At 32.8% G+C, this 21336-nt stretch carries 18 protein-coding genes and 1 pseudogene; 6 read left to right on the forward strand and 13 right to left on the reverse strand.

The annotated features are described in order from the left end of the window. Positions 1 to 53 precede the first annotated feature (53 nt). Positions 54 to 1220, forward strand: coding sequence for an acetylornithine transaminase (locus MSM_RS06895; protein WP_011954465.1), 1167 nt, complete (start codon positions 54 to 56; stop codon positions 1218 to 1220). Here MSM_RS06895 and MSM_RS06900 read toward each other — a convergent pair. Further along, complete coding sequence (locus tag MSM_RS06900; RefSeq protein WP_011954466.1) at positions 1217 to 1621, reverse strand: NUDIX hydrolase; 405 nt, start codon at positions 1619 to 1621, stop codon at positions 1217 to 1219. The genes MSM_RS06895 and MSM_RS06900 overlap by 4 nt on opposite strands. 161 nt (positions 1622 to 1782) lie before the next feature. Between MSM_RS06900 and MSM_RS06905 the strand changes: the two genes are divergently transcribed. The 3 genes from MSM_RS06905 to dapF all read left to right on the forward strand — a co-directional run bounded on the left by MSM_RS06905 (position 1783) and on the right by dapF (position 5100). Further along, entirely contained in the window at positions 1783 to 2859 is a 1077-nt protein-coding gene (locus MSM_RS06905) for an acyltransferase (protein ID WP_011954467.1), read from the forward strand. An 88-nt stretch (positions 2860 to 2947) separates the two neighbouring features. Then, positions 2948 to 4231, forward strand: coding sequence for a diaminopimelate decarboxylase (gene lysA, locus MSM_RS06910; RefSeq protein ID WP_004036328.1), 1284 nt, complete (start codon positions 2948 to 2950; stop codon positions 4229 to 4231). An 8-nt stretch (positions 4232 to 4239) separates the two neighbouring features. After that, positions 4240 to 5100, forward strand: coding sequence for a diaminopimelate epimerase (gene dapF / locus MSM_RS06915; protein WP_011954468.1), 861 nt, complete (start codon positions 4240 to 4242; stop codon positions 5098 to 5100). A gap of 18 nt (positions 5101 to 5118) precedes the next feature. Here dapF and MSM_RS06920 read toward each other — a convergent pair whose 3' ends face one another. The 10 genes and pseudogenes from MSM_RS06920 to polC all read right to left on the reverse strand — a co-directional run bounded on the left by MSM_RS06920 (position 5119) and on the right by polC (position 16563). Next, on the reverse strand, positions 5119 to 5700 hold the full coding sequence (locus MSM_RS06920) for a HemK2/MTQ2 family protein methyltransferase (RefSeq protein WP_004032535.1): 582 nt from the start codon (positions 5698 to 5700) through the stop codon (positions 5119 to 5121). Positions 5701 to 5706: 6 nt separating this feature from the next. Continuing rightward, positions 5707 to 6618 (reverse strand): 16S rRNA (adenine(1518)-N(6)/adenine(1519)-N(6))-dimethyltransferase RsmA, encoded by a 912-nt coding sequence (gene rsmA / locus MSM_RS06925; RefSeq protein ID WP_011954469.1) that lies wholly within the window; start codon positions 6616 to 6618, stop codon positions 5707 to 5709. Positions 6619 to 6627: 9 nt separating this feature from the next. Next, on the reverse strand, positions 6628 to 7284 hold the full coding sequence (locus tag MSM_RS06930) for a DUF655 domain-containing protein (RefSeq protein ID WP_004032533.1): 657 nt from the start codon (positions 7282 to 7284) through the stop codon (positions 6628 to 6630). A gap of 249 nt (positions 7285 to 7533) precedes the next feature. Beyond that, entirely contained in the window at positions 7534 to 7878 is a 345-nt protein-coding gene (locus MSM_RS06935) for an RNA polymerase Rpb4 family protein (protein WP_004032532.1), read from the reverse strand. Between the two features lie 10 nt (positions 7879 to 7888). Next, positions 7889 to 8185 carry a 50S ribosomal protein L21e gene (locus MSM_RS06940; protein ID WP_004032531.1) on the reverse strand — a complete coding sequence of 99 codons (297 nt, stop codon included), beginning with the start codon at positions 8183 to 8185 and terminating at the stop codon, positions 7889 to 7891. Between the two features lie 194 nt (positions 8186 to 8379). Beyond that, on the reverse strand, positions 8380 to 8676 hold the full coding sequence (locus MSM_RS06945; RefSeq protein ID WP_011954470.1) for a putative quinol monooxygenase: 297 nt from the start codon (positions 8674 to 8676) through the stop codon (positions 8380 to 8382). Between the two features lie 49 nt (positions 8677 to 8725). Next, positions 8726 to 9800, reverse strand: a pseudogene (locus MSM_RS06950) (NAD(P)-dependent alcohol dehydrogenase). A 186-nt stretch (positions 9801 to 9986) separates the two neighbouring features. Next, positions 9987 to 10598: a queuosine precursor transporter gene (locus MSM_RS06955; protein ID WP_011954474.1), complete on the reverse strand. Its 612-nt coding sequence runs from the start codon at positions 10596 to 10598 to the stop codon at positions 9987 to 9989. A gap of 158 nt (positions 10599 to 10756) precedes the next feature. After that, the gene (gene nrdD / locus MSM_RS06960; protein ID WP_011954475.1) at positions 10757 to 13087 is read right to left on the reverse strand and encodes an anaerobic ribonucleoside-triphosphate reductase; all 2331 of its coding nucleotides are present in this window, start codon (positions 13085 to 13087) and stop codon (positions 10757 to 10759) included. A gap of 170 nt (positions 13088 to 13257) precedes the next feature. Then, positions 13258 to 16563, reverse strand: coding sequence for a DNA polymerase II large subunit (polC, locus tag MSM_RS06965; protein ID WP_011954476.1), 3306 nt, complete (start codon positions 16561 to 16563; stop codon positions 13258 to 13260). A gap of 183 nt (positions 16564 to 16746) precedes the next feature. Here polC and MSM_RS06970 point away from each other — a divergent pair, with 183 nt between their 5' ends. Both MSM_RS06970 and MSM_RS06975 read left to right on the forward strand, forming a co-directional pair. Next, positions 16747 to 17505 carry a coiled-coil domain-containing protein gene (locus MSM_RS06970; protein WP_019262465.1) on the forward strand — a complete coding sequence of 253 codons (759 nt, stop codon included), beginning with the start codon at positions 16747 to 16749 and terminating at the stop codon, positions 17503 to 17505. A gap of 23 nt (positions 17506 to 17528) precedes the next feature. Further along, positions 17529 to 18005, forward strand: a complete 477-nt coding sequence (locus MSM_RS06975) for a nucleoside deaminase (RefSeq protein ID WP_004032520.1) — start codon at positions 17529 to 17531, stop codon at positions 18003 to 18005. Here MSM_RS06975 and lysS read toward each other — a convergent pair. Both lysS and thiC read right to left on the reverse strand, forming a co-directional pair. After that, complete coding sequence (gene lysS, locus MSM_RS06980) at positions 18002 to 19585, reverse strand: lysine--tRNA ligase (protein WP_011954477.1); 1584 nt, start codon at positions 19583 to 19585, stop codon at positions 18002 to 18004. The genes MSM_RS06975 and lysS overlap by 4 nt on opposite strands. A gap of 303 nt (positions 19586 to 19888) precedes the next feature. Then, positions 19889 to 21187 carry a phosphomethylpyrimidine synthase gene (thiC, locus tag MSM_RS06985; protein ID WP_011954478.1) on the reverse strand — a complete coding sequence of 433 codons (1299 nt, stop codon included), beginning with the start codon at positions 21185 to 21187 and terminating at the stop codon, positions 19889 to 19891. Positions 21188 to 21336 lie beyond the last annotated feature (149 nt).

Below are 21336 nucleotides of genomic sequence, written 5' to 3' on the forward strand. Positions count from 1 at the left end.
ATATCATTAATACTATAAATATAGTTAATATAAGTATTTTATGGAAGTATTTTATGAACACAAATGAACTTATTGAAGCTGAAGATAAATATTTTATTAACACTTTTGCAAGACAACCAATTGTTTTAGACCATGGTAAAGGTGTAAAAGTATGGGATAAAGATGGAAATGAGTATATTGATATGTTTGCAGGAATTGCTGTAAATGCTTTAGGACATGCGCATCCTAAATTAGTTAATGCACTTCAAGGCCAAGTTGAAAAGCTTATTCATGTTTCAAACATTTACTATAATGAACCAGCTATTGAATATGCTAAAAAATTACTTCCTTTAACAGAATTTGACAGATTATTCTATGCAAACAGTGGGGCAGAAGCTAATGAGGGAGCTATTAAATTAGCTTTAAAATACACGGGTAAAAGTGAAATTATTACAGCTAAAGACTCTTTTCACGGAAGAACTTTATTGACATTGGCTGCTACTGGTCATGAAGAATATAGGGAACCTTATTTAAAAAATCTCCCACAAGGATTTATTGAAGTTCCATATAATGATATTGAAGCTATTAAAGAAGCTATCAGTGATGAAACTGCAGCTATTATGCTTGAACCAATTCAAGGTGAAGGTGGAGTAAATGTTCCTTCCAAAAAGTATTTTGATGAAATAGCGGAAATCTGTGCTGAAAAGGATATTCTTTTAATTTTAGATGAAGTTCAAACAGGTTTTGGAAGATGCGGAACATTATTTGCTCATGAACTTTTTGATATAAAGGCAGATATCATGACTATAGCTAAAGGTGTTGGGGGAGGAGTTCCTATGGGAGCATTTCTTGCAACTGAAAAAGTAGCTGGCGGTTTTGCACCTGGAGATCATGGAACTACTTTTGGTGGAGGTCCTTTAGTATGTGCTGCGGCCAATGCTGTTTTAGATACTATTTTGGATGAAGATTTATTGGAAAACTCCAAAAAAGTCGGTGCTTACTTTAAAGATAAATTAAATGAACTAAAAGAAAAACATGATAAAATAGTTGATGTTAGAGGACACGGATTGATGATTGGTGTTGAATTGTCTGAAAGTGGTGCTGGATATGTTGATAAATTAAGAGAAATGGGATTCTTAATTAACTGCACTGCAGGCAATGTTTTAAGATTTGTTCCGCCTCTTATAATTACCAATGAGGAAATTGATAAATTTGTTGAAGCTTTAGACAAAGCTCTTTAAATTTTCCAATTTTTCTTTTTTAAAACTTTTTCAAATGCTGTTGATAATTCCAATGTTTTTATTTTTTCTAAATTGGCCCACATCCACTCATCATGTTCATCACTGATAGCTACATCTCCAGTGATATTTTTTAAATACATAACAACTTGAACAGTTCTTTTATGGACATAATCATCTTGTATTGCTTCGTAGAAGTCACCAACTGCTCCATCCAAATTAGTCTCTTCTTTTATTTCACGTACTAATGCTTCATCGAAAAATTCTCCGGGGTCTACCTTTCCTCCGGGTAATTCCCATTTGTGGGGGTTTGTTCTGGATTTTGGATGTCTTCTAAGTATTAATATTTCGTCATTGCTGTTTTTGACTATTCCTCTCATTGTAAGTCCATAAGGTTTATCCATTTTAAATTCACCTGTTTTACTCTTTGCCATTGGAATATTTAATTATTTTGCCTATTTATTTTGTTCATTTTCAGTATTTTTTCAAGAGTAATATTTATAAGATATTAAATTTTATATGTAGTTATTAGTTAATAGTTCAACTTTAAAGAGGGTAAAGCTCAATGGAAATTAGTGAAAGAATAAGATATGTTGATCAGTTAAGGGCAGTCAGTATACTTTTCTTAATTGCAATAAATGTAGCTATGGTTTTTAAGTATAAAAGTGTGGGAAATTTGCAGGAATATGTTGTTTTTACGACTTTTGGGTTTGGTGTTCCGATATTCCTTATGCTTTTAGGTTTATTAATGCTTGATAGGGATTACTCAGATATTGAAACATTTATTAAAACAGACTTTGTAAGGATTTTCATTCCTTTTTTAATCTGGAATACATTATTGGCTTTACTTATGACAGCATCTGCAGGCAAGCTTAGCTTTAGCTTTAGCTGTGTAGTTTATTTCATGTCTAAATTCATGACTCAGCACTGGTATGCATGGATGCTGCTTGGTCTTTACCTGTCTTTACCTATATTTTCCCCATATGTCAGGTCAACAAAATTAAGAGGTGCAAAATATTTCCTTATCCTTGCAATATCTGCATCACTTATCTATCAACTAATCGCATATATCGGGTCTCCGACCTATTTTAATCTAACTTTCTTCATAGGTCCAATCCTTTACATGTTTCTGGGATATTATTTGGAAAATCACAGGTTCAATATAAAATCCAAATGGCTGATTTTACTCGGTTTTGCCATATTTCTGATAACAACTGCTTACATGATTAATTTTGACATATTTGTAAATGGAATTCAAAAGACAATATTCCTGCATCATTATAACTTCCTTACAGAAAACTACGTAGATGTAAGTGTAGTGGCTATACTGCAGGCTGCAGGAGTATTTGTAATGATTAAATATTTGAATGATCCAAAACTTCAAAATAATAAGATTTTAAAAAGAATCCATAACAGCAGAAAGTTCAATTATTCTGTAATGACAATTAGTAGGGCCTGTTACGGGGTTTATTTACTTAACCAGTCATTATTGCTTATATTGACTACATTTGTGGATATTTCATTTTTGGATAATCCTGTTGGAATTGTTGTACTGACCTTTGTTTTAGCATTTGTATGCTGTGCAATTATTTTAGGTTTAATTGAAATGGGAGTTCCAGGTAAATATATAGGTTATGATTAAGCGGAAAATTTTTTTCCTTCCTTAATTTTAAATACAATATCTAATAAAAATTAATATTAATAATTTAAATTACAGGAGTTTTTACAAAATGGATTTAAATATTAAAATTAATGATAAAAACCACTTGGATATTGGTGGTGCTGATGCATGTGACATTGCTGAAGAGTTTGGAACTCCTACCTATGTCATAGATGAAAACAGAATAAGGGACAATTATAACAGATTCTACAATGCTTTTTCAAAATACTATCCTGATTTTCGAGTATATTATGCATGTAAAGCTAACACTAACTTAGCAGTAATGAGGATTCTTGAAAGTGAAGGATGCTGTATTGATGCAGTATCTCCTGGAGAAGTATACACTTCTAAAAAATTAGGATTCCCTGGTGAGAGGATATTATTTACAGGTAACAATGTAACTACTGAAGAATTGAAATTTGTAGCTGAACAAGGTGCAGTTCTTAACTTGGATTCAGTTTCAGCATTAAAAAGATTGGCTGAAGTTGTAGATCCTGAAGGATTTAAAATATCATTCAGAGTAAATCCTATGGTTGGTGCAGGACACCACGATCACTGTATTACCGGAGGGGTAATGAGTAAATTTGGTATTATGGATAATGAAGCTGTAGAAGTATATCAATTTGCAGAAGACTTAGGTTTCACTCCAGTAGGTATGCACTCCCACATCGGTTCAGGAATCTTGGATCCGGAACCATTTAAATTAGCTATCGAATCAACAATTGACATTGCAGGAAAAGTTCACACTGAAGCAGGCATTGATTTTGAATTTGTTGATTTTGGAGGAGGTGTTGGAATTCCATACACTCCTGAAGAAAACATTGTAGACATAGATACATTTGCAAAAGAAAATATTGCATTATTCAAATCTAAATTGGAAGAGCATGATTTAGGCAAACCAACAATGTATCTTGAACCTGGAAGATACTTGGTAGGAGATGCAAGTGTGCTTTTAACCCGTGTAAACAGTGTAAAACAAAGTTACAGAAAATTCTTAGGTGTAGATTCAGGATTCCATACTTTACTTAGGCCTGCAATGTATGATTCATACCATCATATTGTATTAGCTAATAAAATGGATGCACCAAACACTCAGGAAGTAGACATTGCCGGAAATGTATGTGAATCAGGAGATTTATTTGCAAGAGACAGGCCAATGCCCGATGTTGAAGAAGGAGATTTATTAGCTATTCTTAATGCAGGAGCATATGGATTTACCATGTCTTCAAACTACAACTCAAGACCAAAAGCATCTGAAGTCCTTGTTAAAGACGGAGAATGTTTCTTAACACGTGAAAGAGAAACTTTTGAAGATTTATTCAACAAACAAATAATTCCTGATTACTTGCAATAGGTGAAAATATGGATTTAAAAGGATTAAAATTCTCTAAAATGCATGGAATCGGTAATGATTTTCCAATAATTAATGAAAGTGCTGGAGAAGTAATACCTGAAGCAGATAAGGCTGAAGCATGTAGGTTCCTATGCCACAGACATTTTGGTGTAGGGGGGGATGGAGTATTGTTTGTAACTCCTTCTGATGTAGCTGATATTGGATACAGAATGTTTAATCCTGATGGAAGCGAAGCTGAAATGTGCGGTAATGGTATTAGATGTTTCGGTGATTTTGTATACAGGAAAGGTATTTTAAAACAGGAAAAAATGACTGTAGAAACAAAATCAGGAATTAAAACCATTGAAATTACATTAGAAAATGACGAACCGGTATTGTTTAAAGTTGACATGGGGACATCTACTTTTAAAACTCCTGAAATTCCAATGGCATCTGACATGGATGAATTTTTAGACTCTCCGTTAGAAGTATTGGACACAACATTCAATACAACAGCTATTAGTGTAGGCAATCCTCATGCAATCATTTTTGTCGATAATATTGATGAAATTGACATAGATAAATATGGTCCGGCTATTGAAACACATGAAGTTTTCCCTGAAAAAATCAATGTTCATTTTGTTGAAGTGATTTCCAAAAATGAAGGAAAAATGCTCACATGGGAACGTGGAGCTGGAGTTACACTAGCTTGCGGAACTGGAGCTACTTCAACAGCTATTTCAGGATTTAAATTAGGTCTTTTTGATAGTGAAGTTTTATTGCATCTTCCTGGTGGAGACTTAAAATTTAATGTATATGAAAAAGAAGAAGAATTAGGGGCTTTTATGGAAGGTCCTGCCCAATTAGTATTTGATGGAGAAATTCAGTAATTTCTCTTTTACTTTTTTTTATAAATAACCATTAATCAATACAACATCTTCAAAAAAGAAGTGTTCACTAACAGCTATTTCTGCTACAAACCCCTGTTTGTCCAGAATATCTAATGTTTTGTCATTGTCGCAAAGTGAAGACTGAATCAGCTGGACAATTCCACCATCGTTTAAGTAATTTTTCACTTCATTTAAAAAAAGATCAATAACTTTTCTACCGTCTAAGCCACCATCAAATGCATAATTTAAATTATCATCAAGAACTTCATCATTTTCAGTAGGCAGATATGGAGTATTAAATAAAATTACATCAAACTTTCTATCTTTTACAGGCTCAAACAGATTGCCGAACAGCAATTCAATATTTTCTATGTTATTAAGTTTAAAATTCTTTTTAGCTAATTCTAACGCATCAAAATTTATATCTGTAGCTGTAACTTTTTTGGTTAATTTTGAAGCATACATGGCCACTATTCCTGATCCGGTTCCAATTTCCAAAACGCTTTGGTCATTTTCAATTAAAAGATTTTCAGCTAGCATATAGCTGTCTTCAGCGGGTGTGTAAACAGTTTCGGCAGTATCTATTATAAAATTATCCATTAAAAATCACTTCTCTAAAACAGAATTTAAATGTATTGAAAGATAAAGTATTTCTTCAGGTGTCAAATTGGTTATTCTTTCAGATAGAAGTTCTTCAATTTTCTTTTGTTTAATTGAATTTAATTTAGCTTTCACTTCTTTTTTATCCAAATCAGTGATAATGTGTCGGGAATCAATTAAAGCATTTTTAACTTTTTTATTTCTGTGCTGGAATAGGGCTTTTACAAATTTAGAATAAGTTTTAAAATCTTTTTCATTTATTTCATTGATATTCAAGTGTTTCAATTGTCCGTTTAATTCAGGAAGCTTGGGAGTTAATCTGACAACAGTAGAATCCACTTTTGGCTTTGGAATAAAACTTTCAGCACTTACACCGGTTAATAAATCAACATCACATTTAAAATATAGCATAGCTGAGAGTCGGGAATAATCTTTACTTCCAACTTTTCCGTTCATTCTGGATGCAAACTCTTTCTGATACATTAAAATAGCTAGTTGGAAGTCATAATTCAGGAATTTAAATGTAATTGGTGATGAAATTTGATAAGGTAGATTTGAGATGATTTTGTCGAATTTTGGAAATTCCACATTCAGAGCATCATCATTGATTAATTCTACATTATCTATATTTTCTTTTTTCAATCGATTTTCTAATATCTGGCAAATATTAGAATCTTGTTCAATAGCTATTACTTTTTTAACTCTTTTAGCAAGTTCAATTGTTAGTGTGCCGATTCCGGGACCTATTTCTAATACAACATCATCTTTTGTAAGATTACCGAACTGGATAATCTGATCTCGTTTATTTCTGTCGATTAAATAGTTCTGTCCGAGATTTTTATTTAATTTTATCCCATATTCATTAAGGATAGCTTTTGTTGTTTTAGATAATGAAGTGGAAGCAGCATCACTATTCAAGGTTATCACTTACTTTCTTTGATTCCTACTGTTTCTTGGATTTCTGTGTTTCTTTTGAGCTTTTGGAATTGGAGTGAAAAGGTAATATTTTTTCTTACCTTTTTTAGCTGTTGTTGTATCTAGTTCTTGTTTCACTCTATTTACAATCATTTCAGCAGGATTATTTAATGAAGGTATTCTTTTAGTTATATCTTCGAAGCTTTCAAATGGTTTTTCTTTTCTAGCTTCAACAATTTCCCACATATATTTTTTACCAATTCCTGGAATCAATTCTAATTTGTGAAGTCGGGTACTAATTGCACCTGCGGTATTGAAGAATTCGACAAATTTTTCTTCGTTGTTTTTAACTATTTCGCGTATACTATATTCTAACTCAATTCTGCTGGTTGCAGTTAAGTTTTCATAGTCTAATTTTCCAAGAACTTTATATATTTTGTCTCTTTTTCCTTTTCCAATATATACAGTGTCCTGAATTTCTAAATCAACTCCTCTTTTAGGAACTAATTCTAGTAAAGTGAAATAGTCAGTACCAATAGCTTGAGCAATAGCTTTACCTTTAAATTTAGACATATCAGAGTTTACATAACCTAAACTAAGATAATCTAATATAACAGCATGTTCTTCAGTTGCTGCCGGTATTTTTTGTTTTTTGTTTTTTGTTTCCATTTTATCACTTCACGTTTGAATTACTCCGTCCTCATGGAGGATGGAATTTTCTTACATTAACTAATTAATTGTCAGTAAGGAAATATTAGTTGTTTTAATAGTTTACAATTTATTTTTTCTTAAAGTTTTATTGCCACTTTAATAAACTATACTTATATGTTTTAATTGTTAACTTAAATAAACATATCTAAAATTAGTAATTTGATTATTTGTTAATTAAAAAGTAAAAAAAGAAGAATAGTTTAAAAACTATTCGATGATAGTATACTGATCTAAGATTTCAAGAATATCTTCCATTTGCTCTTTTTCAATGTGTGTAGCTTCTTTAGCAAATATTAATCTTAAATCGGATAAATCTTGTGGAATTAAATCAACAATACGAACAGCTACTTTATGCCTTAAACCAATTTTATCTTTAAGTTCAGATATTATTTTTTCGCTGTCTTCAACAGAGTATCTTTTAAATCTTGAAAGATGATTTAAAGTGATATTTTGTTCGTAGTTTAATTCATTTTCCTGTGAAAATTCTTCGAGAGCTTCTTTAACTTTTACACTTTGAATTGGTTCGCTCTCAATTATTTTTTTCCCAATCATAGTTATCAATTTATTGGCTTGTTTGTAATTTTAAGTGATCAGGTCTGATAATTAATTCTTTTGCTTTGTTTCCATCAGTTAATGAAACAATGTAAGCTTTTCCTTTTTTATCAGTAATTTTACCAGTTTTTCCATGGAACCTTGGATGTGGTTGACCTTTTTGGATACTTGGGTTAATAGTAATGTGGACTAAGTCTCCTTCTTCAAATTTTTGAAGTTTGTTGGTAATTGGGTTGGATCTGCCTTCTCTTACTACTTTAGTCATTTTTCTTCTTGATTTACTTCTAAATCCTCTTGATCTTTGCATTTAAATAACCTCTTTTATATATTAATGCACTGGGTAAATGAATCTATGTTATCAGCTACCTAGTATAAAATGCCCATAATACTAGTAACATAGAATATAAAAATTATAAAAATATTATCATTTATTTGATAATATTAAATTATTTCTATAAAGATATTAATATACTTTTAGTTTTTTGGATTTGAAGTAACATATTAAAGTTCAACATTTTCTGCTGAAAACACATTAATATCTAAATCTTCTTTTAAAAGACCATCGATATCTGCTCCAAACTGATTGAAATGCTCTGTTTGAAGGTGAGCTTTCAATATGTCCAGATTTTCCCATTGTTCTACGAAAAGTAAGGTATCTTCCTGAACATTGGAATATAAGTTGTAGTTAATGTTTCCATTTTCCAATTTTGATTTTTCAATTAAATTTGCAGCTGCTTTGATAATTTTGTTTTTTGATGTTTCGTCTTTGGGAATTGCCTTTGCTTGAACTATTATCATTTTAAAGCCTCCTTTTAAAAAAGAAAAAGTAATGAAATTAATCATTACTTTAATCTATTTTTACGATTGGTTTAATCAGGTCTTTTGGTTTGTCTTTCATTAGGTATAATGCATCTTCAATTTTTTCAAGACCTTTAAACCTGTGGGTAACCAAGAGTTCCGGGTCTGCACGGTTGGTAAGTGCAAGGCGGGATAATCTTTCCATTCTCACACGTCCTCCAGGACATAATCCGTTTGTGATATTGATATTTGACATACCACAACCCCATTCTACTCTAGGAATTAAAACATCATCTGCTCCACTTAAGTAGTTTACATTTGATATTGTTCCTCCGGCTTTTGTACTAGCTACAGCTTCTTTCCAAGTGTTTGTTAAGTTTCCTCCTACAATAAAATTACAGAGTCAACACCTGCTCCATTTGTAGCTTCTCTAACTTGTTCATCAATTGGAGCTTCCCTGTAATTGATAATTTCTGTAGCTCCGTACTCTTTTGCAACTTTCACTGAAACGGGACGGGTTCCTGCAGCATAAATATCTGCAGCACCTAAAAGGGCAGCACCTGCAATTGCTGAAAGCCCTACAGCACCGATTCCAATTACTAATACGCTTCCTCCTAATGGTATATTTGCATTTTCAGATCCCATCATACCGGTAGACCACATATCTACAAGCATTACTGCAGCTTCATCAGTTAATCCTTCAGGCATTAGGGCTAAGTTAGCATCAGCTAAATTGACATGGAATCTTTCTCCAAAAGCACCGTCTTTGAAATTTGAAAATTTCCATCCGCCTAATGGTTCTGTAGTTTGTGAAGGATAACCTCTTTGAGCAGCTTCATCATCCCAGTCCGGAGTAATAGCAGGTACAATTACTTTGTCTCCTACTTTGATATTTTTCACTAAGCTGCCAACTTCTTCAACAATACCGACTGCTTCATGACCTAAGACCATGTCTTTTCTATCTCCGATAGCTCCTTCCCATACTGTATGTATATCTGAAGTACAAGGAGAGAGACACATGTTGGTCTTACAATTGCGTCTAATGGTCCACATTCCGGGACTTCTTTTTCAACCCAACCAGTTTCATTCAGTTTTTTCATTGCAAATCCTTTAAATGTTGCCATAAAATCCCTCAATAGTCTTTTTTATCAATTGGATTTTGGTTAGGAAATTTAAAAAAATAGTAGTTAAATATGTCACCAATTGTAATTTTAATAAGACTATGTTTATTAGTATGATTTATGAACTATATATTGTTTACTATTGGTATTAAAAAAAGAGTTAGAAAGATTTAAAGTAATCTTTCTTAATTAAGCAGTTATTGGTTCACCTTTTTTAGCCCATTGGGTAACTTTAACTGTAATAGGTTGTGCTACAAATGTCCAAATGAACATTATGATGAAATGAACAAGAATCATTATTGCAATATTTGCCCAACTTACAGTAAATGCAAATGCTAATGAAATGAATATTGTGTTGTCTAATATTTCACCAATGGCAATAGCTCCAATAGATTTGTATCCGACATTTCCGTCTTCGGATCTTTCTTTAATCATACGGGTTAATTTAGCATTTACAAAGTTACCAACAATATACGAAATAAAAGATGAAATCAACATTCTTGGTGTTTGTGAGAATATGTATACAAAACTATCCTGTCCTTCCCAGAAACCAGCTGCAGGTAGCATTAATGCAATTGTTGAAACAACAACGAAAAGCAAGTTACAGACTACTCCAAAAAGAATAGTTTTTTGTGCTGTTGATTCTCCATATGTATCAGCTATCACTGATGTGAGAATAAACACTAGCGGATAGATTATTACTCCGCAGGGAACTGTAAGTCCCCAGAAACCTAAGTCTAAAATTTTTACAGTAACAATATTTGTTGTAACAAAAGCCACGCAGAATATTGCTATTAACATTATTTTCTTTTCAAAATAATTTATATTTAAATTTATAGAAATTCCTCCTATTTTTTAAACAATATGTATTATTTCTGGAAGATTTCATATAATAATGTTCTGATAAAAATAGGATGGGGGTGATAGTTTTTTTTTAAAGGATGGTGTTTGGAAGAAGATTATTCATCTTCAAATCTTCTTCTGTCAATTAACTCTTGACGTTTTCCAGGGTTCCAACCACCTGATGATGATTTTGCACGTCCTACTTGTTGTACGTATCCGGTAATTCTGTCATACCATTCAACATCTTCACTTTCTCCACAGGTTGGACATTTGTTGTTTAAACCTTTCATTAAAGTTTTACAATTAAGACAGAAACTTAATGCAGAACTGTAAGCCCAGAAACCAATATCTGATTTTTTAGCTATTTTGTTAGTTAAACTCATTAATGAATCTGGATCGGAGTAGGATTCTCCCATAAATGCATGGAAGATATGTCCACCAGGAGTTAAACTGTGGTATTGTTCTTCGATTTTTATTTTGTCAATAAGGGAGACATCTGTGTTTACTGGAACATGTGATGAGTTGGTGTAGTAATTAGCACTTCCGTCACCTTGTACGATAGCTTGATCTCCGAATTGCTCTTTATCAAGAGTTGCAAATCTGTATGCGGTGGATTCTGCAGGAGTTTGGAGAACAGACCATCTAAGACCAGTTTCCTCTTTTAATTTGTCAGCTCTTTCATTTAAGTATTCAATACATTTGACACCAAATTTGTTTGCGTCTTTATCTTCGATACCTTTTCCAAATAAGGATAATAACATTTCGTTAAGACCAACAAAACCAAAAGATAATGTTGAATTTTGGATTCTGTAATAGCTGTCTTCTCCAACTTTTTGTTTAAGGAATGGTAATATATGGAAGTCATTTAAACATTTTAATCCTTGTTCTCTTCTAAGCATTAATGTTTCTGCAGCTAAATCCATGTATTCATCCAAATACTCGAATACTTGAGATTCGTCTTTAGATTGGTATCCTATCCTTGGAAGGTTTAAAGTTACATATGCAAGGTTACCTGTTCTTAAACAGTCTTGTTCCCAGTCACCAGTCCAGTTATCTTGTAAACAGGTTCTACATCCCATATAATTTGCCATTTTGCCCCTGTAATCCGGCAACATATTGATGAAATATGATGATCCGTATTTTGCAGATAATTCATGGACTAAATGTAAGTCTTCTTCATAATCTCCTTTTAATGTTTCTTCACGGAGTGTGTAAATAGTATTTGGGAAAAGATGAGGTTTTCCTTCTTGGTCACCGGCAAGTAATGTTTCAGTAAATGCTTTTTGGATTAATCTGGTTTCTTCTTCAAAATCACCATAGGTTCCGACGACTTGACCTTTCGGACCGTATGCAGTTACATCCTGTAAGAACTTTGGAACTCCGAATTCTAAAACCATACTTGTAAACGGTACCTGGGAACCTCTAGCTGCATAAGCCATATTTAAATTATAAATAAGCATTTGGACAGATTGTTTGATTTCTTCATAGGTTCTGCCTCTTGCAAATGGTGCTACAAATACGTTCCATAAGGACATAGCTTGTCCTCCGGACATGTTTTGTTGTGATGCAAGCATAATTTCTCCAGTATGGTTCATTAAGGTTTCCATGTGGTTTGGAGCACCTGCAACAGATGTATGATCTCCGGTTCCGTCTACTTTAAGTCCGTATTTGATGAAAGTTCTTATATCGTGCTGCATACAGTTTAGAGGTCTTCCTGCAAAGAATTCTAAATCGTGAATATGGATATCTCCGGACATATGTGCATCAGCTAAATGTGACGGAAGCATTTGTAAAAGAGCATATTGTTTTAATGCTTCATCAGCTACATGTTTGTGGATACTTTCAGGGTTGTGAATCATATTTGCATTGTCCCTGTTACCGTTTTCAATTAATGAAGTGATGTTGTATACAGGGATACCTAAACGAGTGTAACGGCTTCTTAAGTCTTCTAATCCATATTCTACAAGTTTGGTGTTTACCATTTCCCTAATCATTGGCGCGGTTAAGTATTCCACATTTAATTTTTTAAGCTCTTTCCAGACTTCAGTAGCTATTTCAAATGCGGTTTCTTGGGATGCACCTGTTTCTTCAATTAAAGTATTTGCGATTTTGGATAAATCAAATGCTTCAATGGTATCTCTGGAAGTACGTACTTTTAATTGGGTACTGGCTAAGTATTTGTTAGCTATTTCACCATCAATATCTTCTAAACATTCATATACGATTTTTTTAATTTCTTTGGTTTTAATGCCATCATAAAGTGAAGAAACAACCTGAGCTACAATTTTATCAGATTCAAAGAAAGGAGTTTCAACCATTACTAAGGATTTTAATAATTTTTCATAGCTAAATCTTTCTTTAATACCGTTGTTTTTTTCAACGTTGATTTTCTTGGAGTTAGCAAGTTCTTTCATTATTTCGGAAGTCTTTTCCATATATGTCACCATCCTATAAATTTTGACGAGAGAGTTTTCTCTCAGTTGTATTAATTATATATTCTTACTTGTATATATTATGTTCGCTTTGATACGAACAATGTATACTTCAGTTAAAATTATTTATCAATTTTTAAATATTATATTGAATTGCAAGAGCAATTAAAAAGTATTGATGTTCTTTAGAAGAAAACATCTAAAGAACTTTGTTTGGATTTGTCACTTTCAAAAAGCGAATGAATTCCAAACTCCTGAATTTCTAAACGCTGTCTTAAATAATGAGACACGGGGTATCTATTTACCAAATCCTGTGATATCTCAAGATATTTAGTTACTGAACCTTTAGAAACTGAAAGTATTAAATTTCCACCGCATTTGCATTTTCCGGTAAGGGGCATTCTTCTATATTTTGATCCGCATTTTGTACATCTTACTTTTTGTTTGGAAAACGCCCTTGAATTTCCCATAATATCCGGTAAAAAGTGGGAAGATAAAACTTTTTCCACAACTCCCCTTTGATCTACAGCTCTGATATTTTCAGCTAGTGCAATTTGAGCTTCTACTTTTTCCCTCATTGAAGGAAGCCTTTTATAAAGACATACTGTAGGTCCAGCATGAATACTTGAGGTATGGTGGGAAAACATCAATCCTTCGTATTGCTGTGGGGTTCCCAAATGCATTTCCACATTATCAATGTATTCTAAAACTTCAGCAGGTTTTAAAGGTTCATAAGTTTTTTCATAAAACTCAACAGGGAATCTTTCAAATATATCTAAGTTGTGAGATTCATCATCTATCTCTTCAGGGTCAATTCTTGAAGATAAAACTAAAGGAGCATCCATACTTCCTCCCCTTGTATTTGGCAGGTATGATTTTGAGAAGTTGATTAATGCATCTAAAAGCAGCATTACTGCATCTTCATCACTATCACAATTTCTACGTTTTGCAGAGTGGAAATAAGGATGGGCATAACAGCATAATGCCTTTGTAAATCCAACAATCCTGCCTAATACTCCTGCAGATGTGTGGGGAGCAAGACCGGCTACTAAATGTCCAATTAAATCAGATTTATCTTTGACATTGTAGAATCTTTCCATTCCATAATATCTTTCAAGTTCATCATCAATGAAATTGGCGGTGCGGACAAGGTAGTCTGCACAGTTATTGGAAATAACAATGTCCTGTACTCTAAGTTCTATGATTTGCTCATCATTTTCAATTGGATTTCCGTAACAGTCTTTAGTATAACCCATTTCAAGAAGTTTTTCAACAGTAACTCCAATTTCTTTTGGTATGAAATGAGTTAGAGGTAAATCTGTTGAATCGTGACGAATTGTTCCATCTTTAAAAGTAAATACTTCATTTTTGGACCTGAGTATTCCTTTTTCAAGAGGTTCTGGCAATTTGGATTCGGAAATCATACCTACTACTCCTTTCATTTCATCAACTTTCCTTACTTTTACATTGTCTGATGCTTTTTTAAGCATAGCTGAAAGGTTTATGTTTTTTACACTATGTGGGCTGATTTCTGTTGGAGCTCCACAATGCGGACAGATAGATTGGAAGGAACTGATTTTACATTGTGTACATTTTCTTCTAGCTAAATCTACTTTAACATTACCTTTTTTAGCAGCAGTAGCTACTAATCTTCTGCTCCCACCATAATTGCCGATTGGGAATAATCCATGTGGTGCAGGTCTCATTAATCTTTCTTTAGATTTTTCAGGTCTTCCTACACGAGTACCAATATAAGCTGGTGCCTTATTTTTAATTTCAATTGGTGAAACTTCGTTTAAAGCTTCCAGAGTATGTTCTTTAACTGGAATATTGTCTGATAATGTATTTATTAAAGCATAGCTGTGATCTTTATCTATTGTTATTTTCCCATCTTTTACGGTATGTGGAACACCTATAATTTCCAATACTCTTTTTCTGTAATCCAGATCAATAGTAAGACCGTTTTCTGGAGAATATTTTGATTTATTTTCAAGAATTACGTCAATCAATGAGTTTAAATCATTTACTGTTGCATCATTATAGCAGTAAGTGTATTTCGGATGTAGTGGAATATCATATTCTTCAGACAGTTTGAAAGCTTCAGTAGCAGGAATATAATCATATTCTAAGCGATGCAAATCTAAAGTTTCATCTGTGCTGTCAAATTTGTCGCTTTTTTGAAGTAGGCCAAGCCACCATTCCTCACACCATCCTGAAGGCATAAGTGGTTGGTTGTTTCTTAAAAATTCTCCAAATGCAACAAGCATGTCTCCTAAAAATAGGATTTCAACAACCTGATTTTTAAGTTCTTTTGCCTGTTTGATTTTATCTATCTTTACAACATCTCCATTTTTAAGCTTTACAATAGGTCCTTCTATGGAGTCTACTGGAACAACACAGTTACCTTTTCCAGGGTATTCGATTTTAAGTTGTGTTCCAACAGCTAAAAAATCAAGCAGTGCCATTGTTGCCGGATGAACTCCCATAGTTGCAAGTCCGGTGTTTCTGGAACGACCATATCTTAAACGGAATCCTCCTTTTTCGGAAGGATAGCCTAAAACAGGCCTTCCGCCAATAATATCCTGAATATATTTCGGTTCAGTTACTAAATCTGTGCTGTCATCATCAGATTTTTTATCATCACTTTTTGGTTTTGAATATTCGGAAAGCCAGCCCCAGCTATCTAATTTAAGTTTTTTGGATATTTTTAAAATCTTTTTAGATTTCTGAATAACTCCTTCAACCATAGCCAAAAGAGCTCCTCCTCTGATATTGTTGGTTTCAACACGTTCCAAATCCCTGTGGGATACTTCAACCTGGTCGGTTTGTTCTCCTGTAACTTCTACTGGAATGTGGTTAGCTGCAAATCTTACTTCTTCCGGTGTTGGGGAGTATTGCAGGTTGGTAACTTCTGATTCGTAGAGTTCTACCTCTTCCACATAACGTTCAATTTCATCATCAATAGGCTTAAAATCATCAATTCCTATAGCTTCTTTGATTTTGTCTCCAAGTAAAACAGCCAATGCAGCAGCAGTTCCTCCCGCACTTCTGATAGGTCCTGCAAAATAAACTGCAATATATTTTGTAGAATCAAAATTTTCTTTAATCTTTACCTGGGAAATACCTTCCAATGGAGCAGCTACTACTCCTTCTGTAAGAATAGCTAGTGCAGTCCTGAGGCCCTGGTCACATCTTTGCTCTTCGTTATAGTTTGCCTTTTCTTTGGTAAGTTCAAACTTTCCAGATGCTATTTCAGCAGCTATTTCAAAAGCCACTTCTTCTCTGGTTATATCCTGCTCTAATTCTTTAATACGTTTAGCAACACCTTCAGGACCAACAAGCCCTTCAACTCTTTCAGCTAAATCCTTTGCTAAAGGAACTTCACTTTTTGTTTCAACATCTAATCCTTTAGACCTTGCTTCATTAGCTATTTCATATAATGCTTTAGTATCTGCTTCCAATCTATCAAAATAGTCCATGTTTATCTCCATGAGTTTTTAAAAATTCGTTATTATAATGTATGTTTCGCTACTTATTTAATCATTGGGGAAGTGCAAAAGTTATCATGTGTAGTTGATAAAGATTTAAATAATTTAATAATAATATTATTATTTTGTATACTTGTTGTTGAACGTAAATTTAGAAAAGATTATTATTGCTTATATGGTGATATAGTGTCTGAAGAAAACGTAACTGAATTTGAAAGCCAATTGAAAGAAAAAGATCAAAAATTAGATAACCAGTCTAGTGAACTTAATTATTTAACTAATGAAATTATTCCTAATCTTAAAAAAGAAAATGCAGAGTTAAAGAAAATTAAAAATGAATTAACTGAAGCATTAGAAAACACTACTAGGAAATATTATGATCAATTAGATATTAATGCAGATTTAAGCGAAAAATTAACAAAAATTGGTGCTGAAGATGCAATTAATAAAGTAAGGGCTGAAAAGCTTGAATCTGAAATTGAAGATATTAAAAAAGATGCAGAAGCTAAAGTAGCTGATTTCAAAGCTAAACTTGATGATGTTGATGCAGATAAAGTTGATAAAATAAAAGCCGAAAATCAAGATTTACATTCAAAATTAACTGAAAAAACTTCTGAATTAGATAAACTTAAAGATTTAGTTCCTGATCTTAAATCTGAAATTGACAGTTTAAGAAAACAAGTTATTGAAATGGGAAATTATAAAGATGAAGTTGACGCTAAAGTTAAAAGTGAAATGAACAAGCTTAATGAAGAAATTAAATCACTCACTGCAGAACTTAAAGGTAAACAAAGCAGTTACGACAAATTACATAATGATTCACAAAAAACTATTGATGATTTAAAAGGACAAGTTTCTAAACTTAAAAAAACTTTAGAAAAACAAGCTAATAGAGGATTTTTAGACAGACTTTCCAACAAAAAAGTCTCACTTGATGATGATTAAATCATCACTTCCATTTTTTTATTATGTATGATGACACTTATTTTATAAATGAAGCTTTAAAGGAAGCTAAAAAATCTTTAGCTGAAGGAGGCATTCCAATTGGTGCAGTTCTGGTTAAAGATGGAAAAATTATTTCTCGTGGCCATAATAGGCTAATTCAAAATGATTCTGTAATTTTACATGCAGAAATAGATACTATTGAAAATGCAGGCCGTTTAAATCATGAAGATTATCTTCAGTCTGTATTATACACAACTCTTTCTCCCTGCCCTATGTGTTCTGGAGCCATATTATTATATAATATTCCAAAGGTTATCATTGGTGAAAATACAACTTTGATGGGTGCAGAATGTTTGCTTGAAAAAAATGGTGTAGAAGTAGTAGTTTTAAATAATTTGGAATGTAAAAAATTGTTTGAAAAATATGTGGAAGAAAACCCTGAATCTTGGAATAATGAATTATCCAAAGTAGGGAATTCTACTGATGTTTGTGATTTTTAAGCTTCCTGTCTTAATCTTTTAACAACAAAGTCTTTGTCAAGAGATAATAAGAATGATGCTGCTCTTGGCCCTTGTTTTTGACCTAAAATCATTTTATAAATAGCTTGGAATCCTTTTTGAGGTTTTAATCCTTGACCTTCAAGAATTTCGTACATTGCATCGTGTAAATCTTCAGCTTTGTTAAATTCTTTTGATTCCATTAAATCAGCTAATTTGCCTAAGAATTCTGTCTGTTCGTCAGTTAATGGTAATTTTGGAACACTTTTTTCCTGAACTTGGAATTTTACAAATTTAGGGGCATAAGTATCTAACCAGTTAACAACATTGTCAACACGTTCCTGGAATTGTTTTAATTCTGTTTCATTCAAATCACAGAATTCTTTGTTTTTAAAGCTTTTAGTTAATTGGGAATTGTTTTTAAGAATTGTAAATATTTTTTCTAAATTGTTTCCAGCTATTTGGTAAGCATTAACTAAGAATCTGTAAGGCGGTCTGAATGGTAGAGGACTGCCTTCATTTATTTGAGCTATTTCATAGATTTTTTTGAATTTTTTACCTTCTTTTTCAGATGGTGCTTCTTCTTCATTGTAGAATACTTTTTCTACTTTGTCAAATTGATCCATGAAGTCTAAAAATGACATTTTAGGTGAGAAATCTTTAGCTTTCATAGGTTTGCTTCTGAATAAGTAGTAGTTAAGACTTTCAGCAGGACCGATAGCTAACCATTGTTCCGGGCTGAAAAATACTCCATGAGATTTACTCATAGCTTCTCCGTCTAAAGTAATCCATTCATAAGGAACTGGGTATGGTGCTTCGTAGTCAAATATTTCTTTTGAAATAATGCTACTTACATCATATGATCCTCCACTTGCTGCATGGTCTTTTCCGAATGGTTCGCAGGTAACGTTAAATATTTTCCATCTTGCAGCCCATTCCACTCTCCATGTAAGTTTACCATTTCCGGATTTAATGTTCATTTCACCTTCATGACCGCAGTCACATCTGTATTTGATGATGTCTCCATCAAAATCATATGCATAAGTGGTATTTACCCTTCCACATTCTTCACAAATTGGATTGTATGGTAACCAGTCATCTGCTAGAGGTTCTCTTCTGTATTGATTGAATATTTCCTTGATTCTGTCTACATTTTCCAGAGCTGTTCTTATGTAGTCATTGTAGACTCCGCTTTTATACATTTCAAATCCGGATTTATGTTCTATTTCAATACCGTATGCATCCATAACTCCTAAAAATGGTTTTTCAAAGTGTTCTACAAAGTTATCACAACAGCCGTCAGGACATGGAATTGTTGAGTAAGGCATTCCAAGATATTTATCGTAATTTTCAGGTAATGGGTATGGAACTTTTCTAAGTGGGTCATGGTCATCAGCAATCCAAATAGTTTGAGCTTCTTTTCCCAATTCACGTAATTTTTTTCCGATTGCATTAGCTATAAATACATCACAGGAGTTTCCAATATGGATAGAACCTGATATTGAGGTTCCACTTGCAATTACATGTTTATCAGTATCTCTTTTACTTAATTCCTCAGCTATATTTTCAATCCAATGTTTCATTACATCACCGATAATTTATAATCATAAAAATAAGTTATACATTTAATATTTCTTGTTATTAATATAAAAAGATTAAGTAAAAATGTTACATTATTGTGAAGTTTATATTTGTATGGCTAAAATTCTCTATTATCTGAGATTATTTTAAAATTTTTTCATTTTATTTTCCCAGATGTTTTTTTTTAGTTATAATACTTTAAATTAAATTGAAGTTATTTAAATAAAATTGTAAGAGATATAAAAATTGTTTTGAGGAAATGGCAAATTATAATTTAAAAAAAGAATAAAATAGATAGAATCTATCTATTTAATTAAGTCGGAATCGGACTGGTCCAACCATTCGTTTACGATTTTTACTGCACAATAATTTCCACACATGGTACATGTGTCTTCTTCTTCAGGAGGTCTTTGGTCTCTTTTTGCACGTGCAGCTTCAGGGAACATTGCGCATGAGTATTGTGCTTCCCAGTCAAGTTTTTTACGAGCTTCAGCCATAGCTAAATCCTGTGAACCGTCGACTGCACCAGTTGCCAAGTCACCTGCATAAGCTCCAATTTTTGTTGCAATTACTCCTTCTTTTACATCATCAGGGTTTGGAAGAGCAAGGTGTTCTGCAGGAGTTACATAACAGATGAAATCTGCTCCTGCTTTTGCAGAAGATGCAGCACCAATTGCAGATACGATGTGGTCGTAACCTGGTGCCACATCACATACAATAGGTCCGAGCATATAGAAAGGAGCGTTAGAACACATTTTCTTTTGAATCATAACATTTGTTGGGATTTCGTTAATTGGAATGTGTCCAGGTCCTTCAATCATACATTGCACTCCAGATTCACGGGATCTGTCGATTAGTTCTCCTAAAATGATCAATTCTTGGATTTGAGCCCTGTCTGTTGAATCGGCAATTGACCCTGCTCTCATACCGTTTGCAAGTGAAAGAACAACATCATGTTCCTTAGCAATCTCTAAAACATAGTCAAAGTTTGAGTATAACGGATTTTCTTTTTCGTTTTCAACAATCCATCCGGACATAAATGATCCTCCACGGGATACAAGTCCGGTTACACGACCCTGTCTTTTGAGTCTGGTTAAAGTTTCAATGTTGATACTACTGTGAACAGCCATGAAGTCAATACCATCTTTTGCTTGTTTTTCAATGGTTTTGAATAAATCTTCTTCTTCCATGTAAACTACGGAGCCGTCCTTTCTAATTCTTTCAATAGCTGCCTGATAAACTGGTACTGAACCTACTGGTAATGGAGACATATCAAGAACTCTTCTTCTAATTACATCTAAATCTCCACCAATACTTAATTCCATTAAACAGTCTGCACCATTATCAATTGCAATTTGTGCTTTTAGTACTTCTTCATCAAAGTCAACAATATCTGTTGAGGTTCCAACAGTTGCATTTACTTTTGTTCTAAGTCCTGCACCAATACCTGAAGCTTCAATATCTCTGTTTACATTAGATGGAATTACTATTGTTCCGTTAGCTACTGATTTTAAAATGAATTCTTCAGAAACATTTTCCTTTGCAGCTACCTGTTTCATTTCATCAGTTAAAATACCTTTTTTTGCATCCATTATCTGTGTCATAGGTCATCACATTAATTTAGTCAAATGATTTTTAAAAATATCAAATAAGTTTTAAAAACTTATCATTTTTGGTTGATACTACTCTATTTTTGTGTAATAGTATTTAAATTAATCTGATTGAGTTTAATTCAAAAAAAATTGATATATCT

Source organism: Methanobrevibacter smithii ATCC 35061 (genome assembly GCF_000016525.1).
GTDB lineage: Archaea > Methanobacteriota > Methanobacteria > Methanobacteriales > Methanobacteriaceae > Methanocatella > Methanocatella smithii.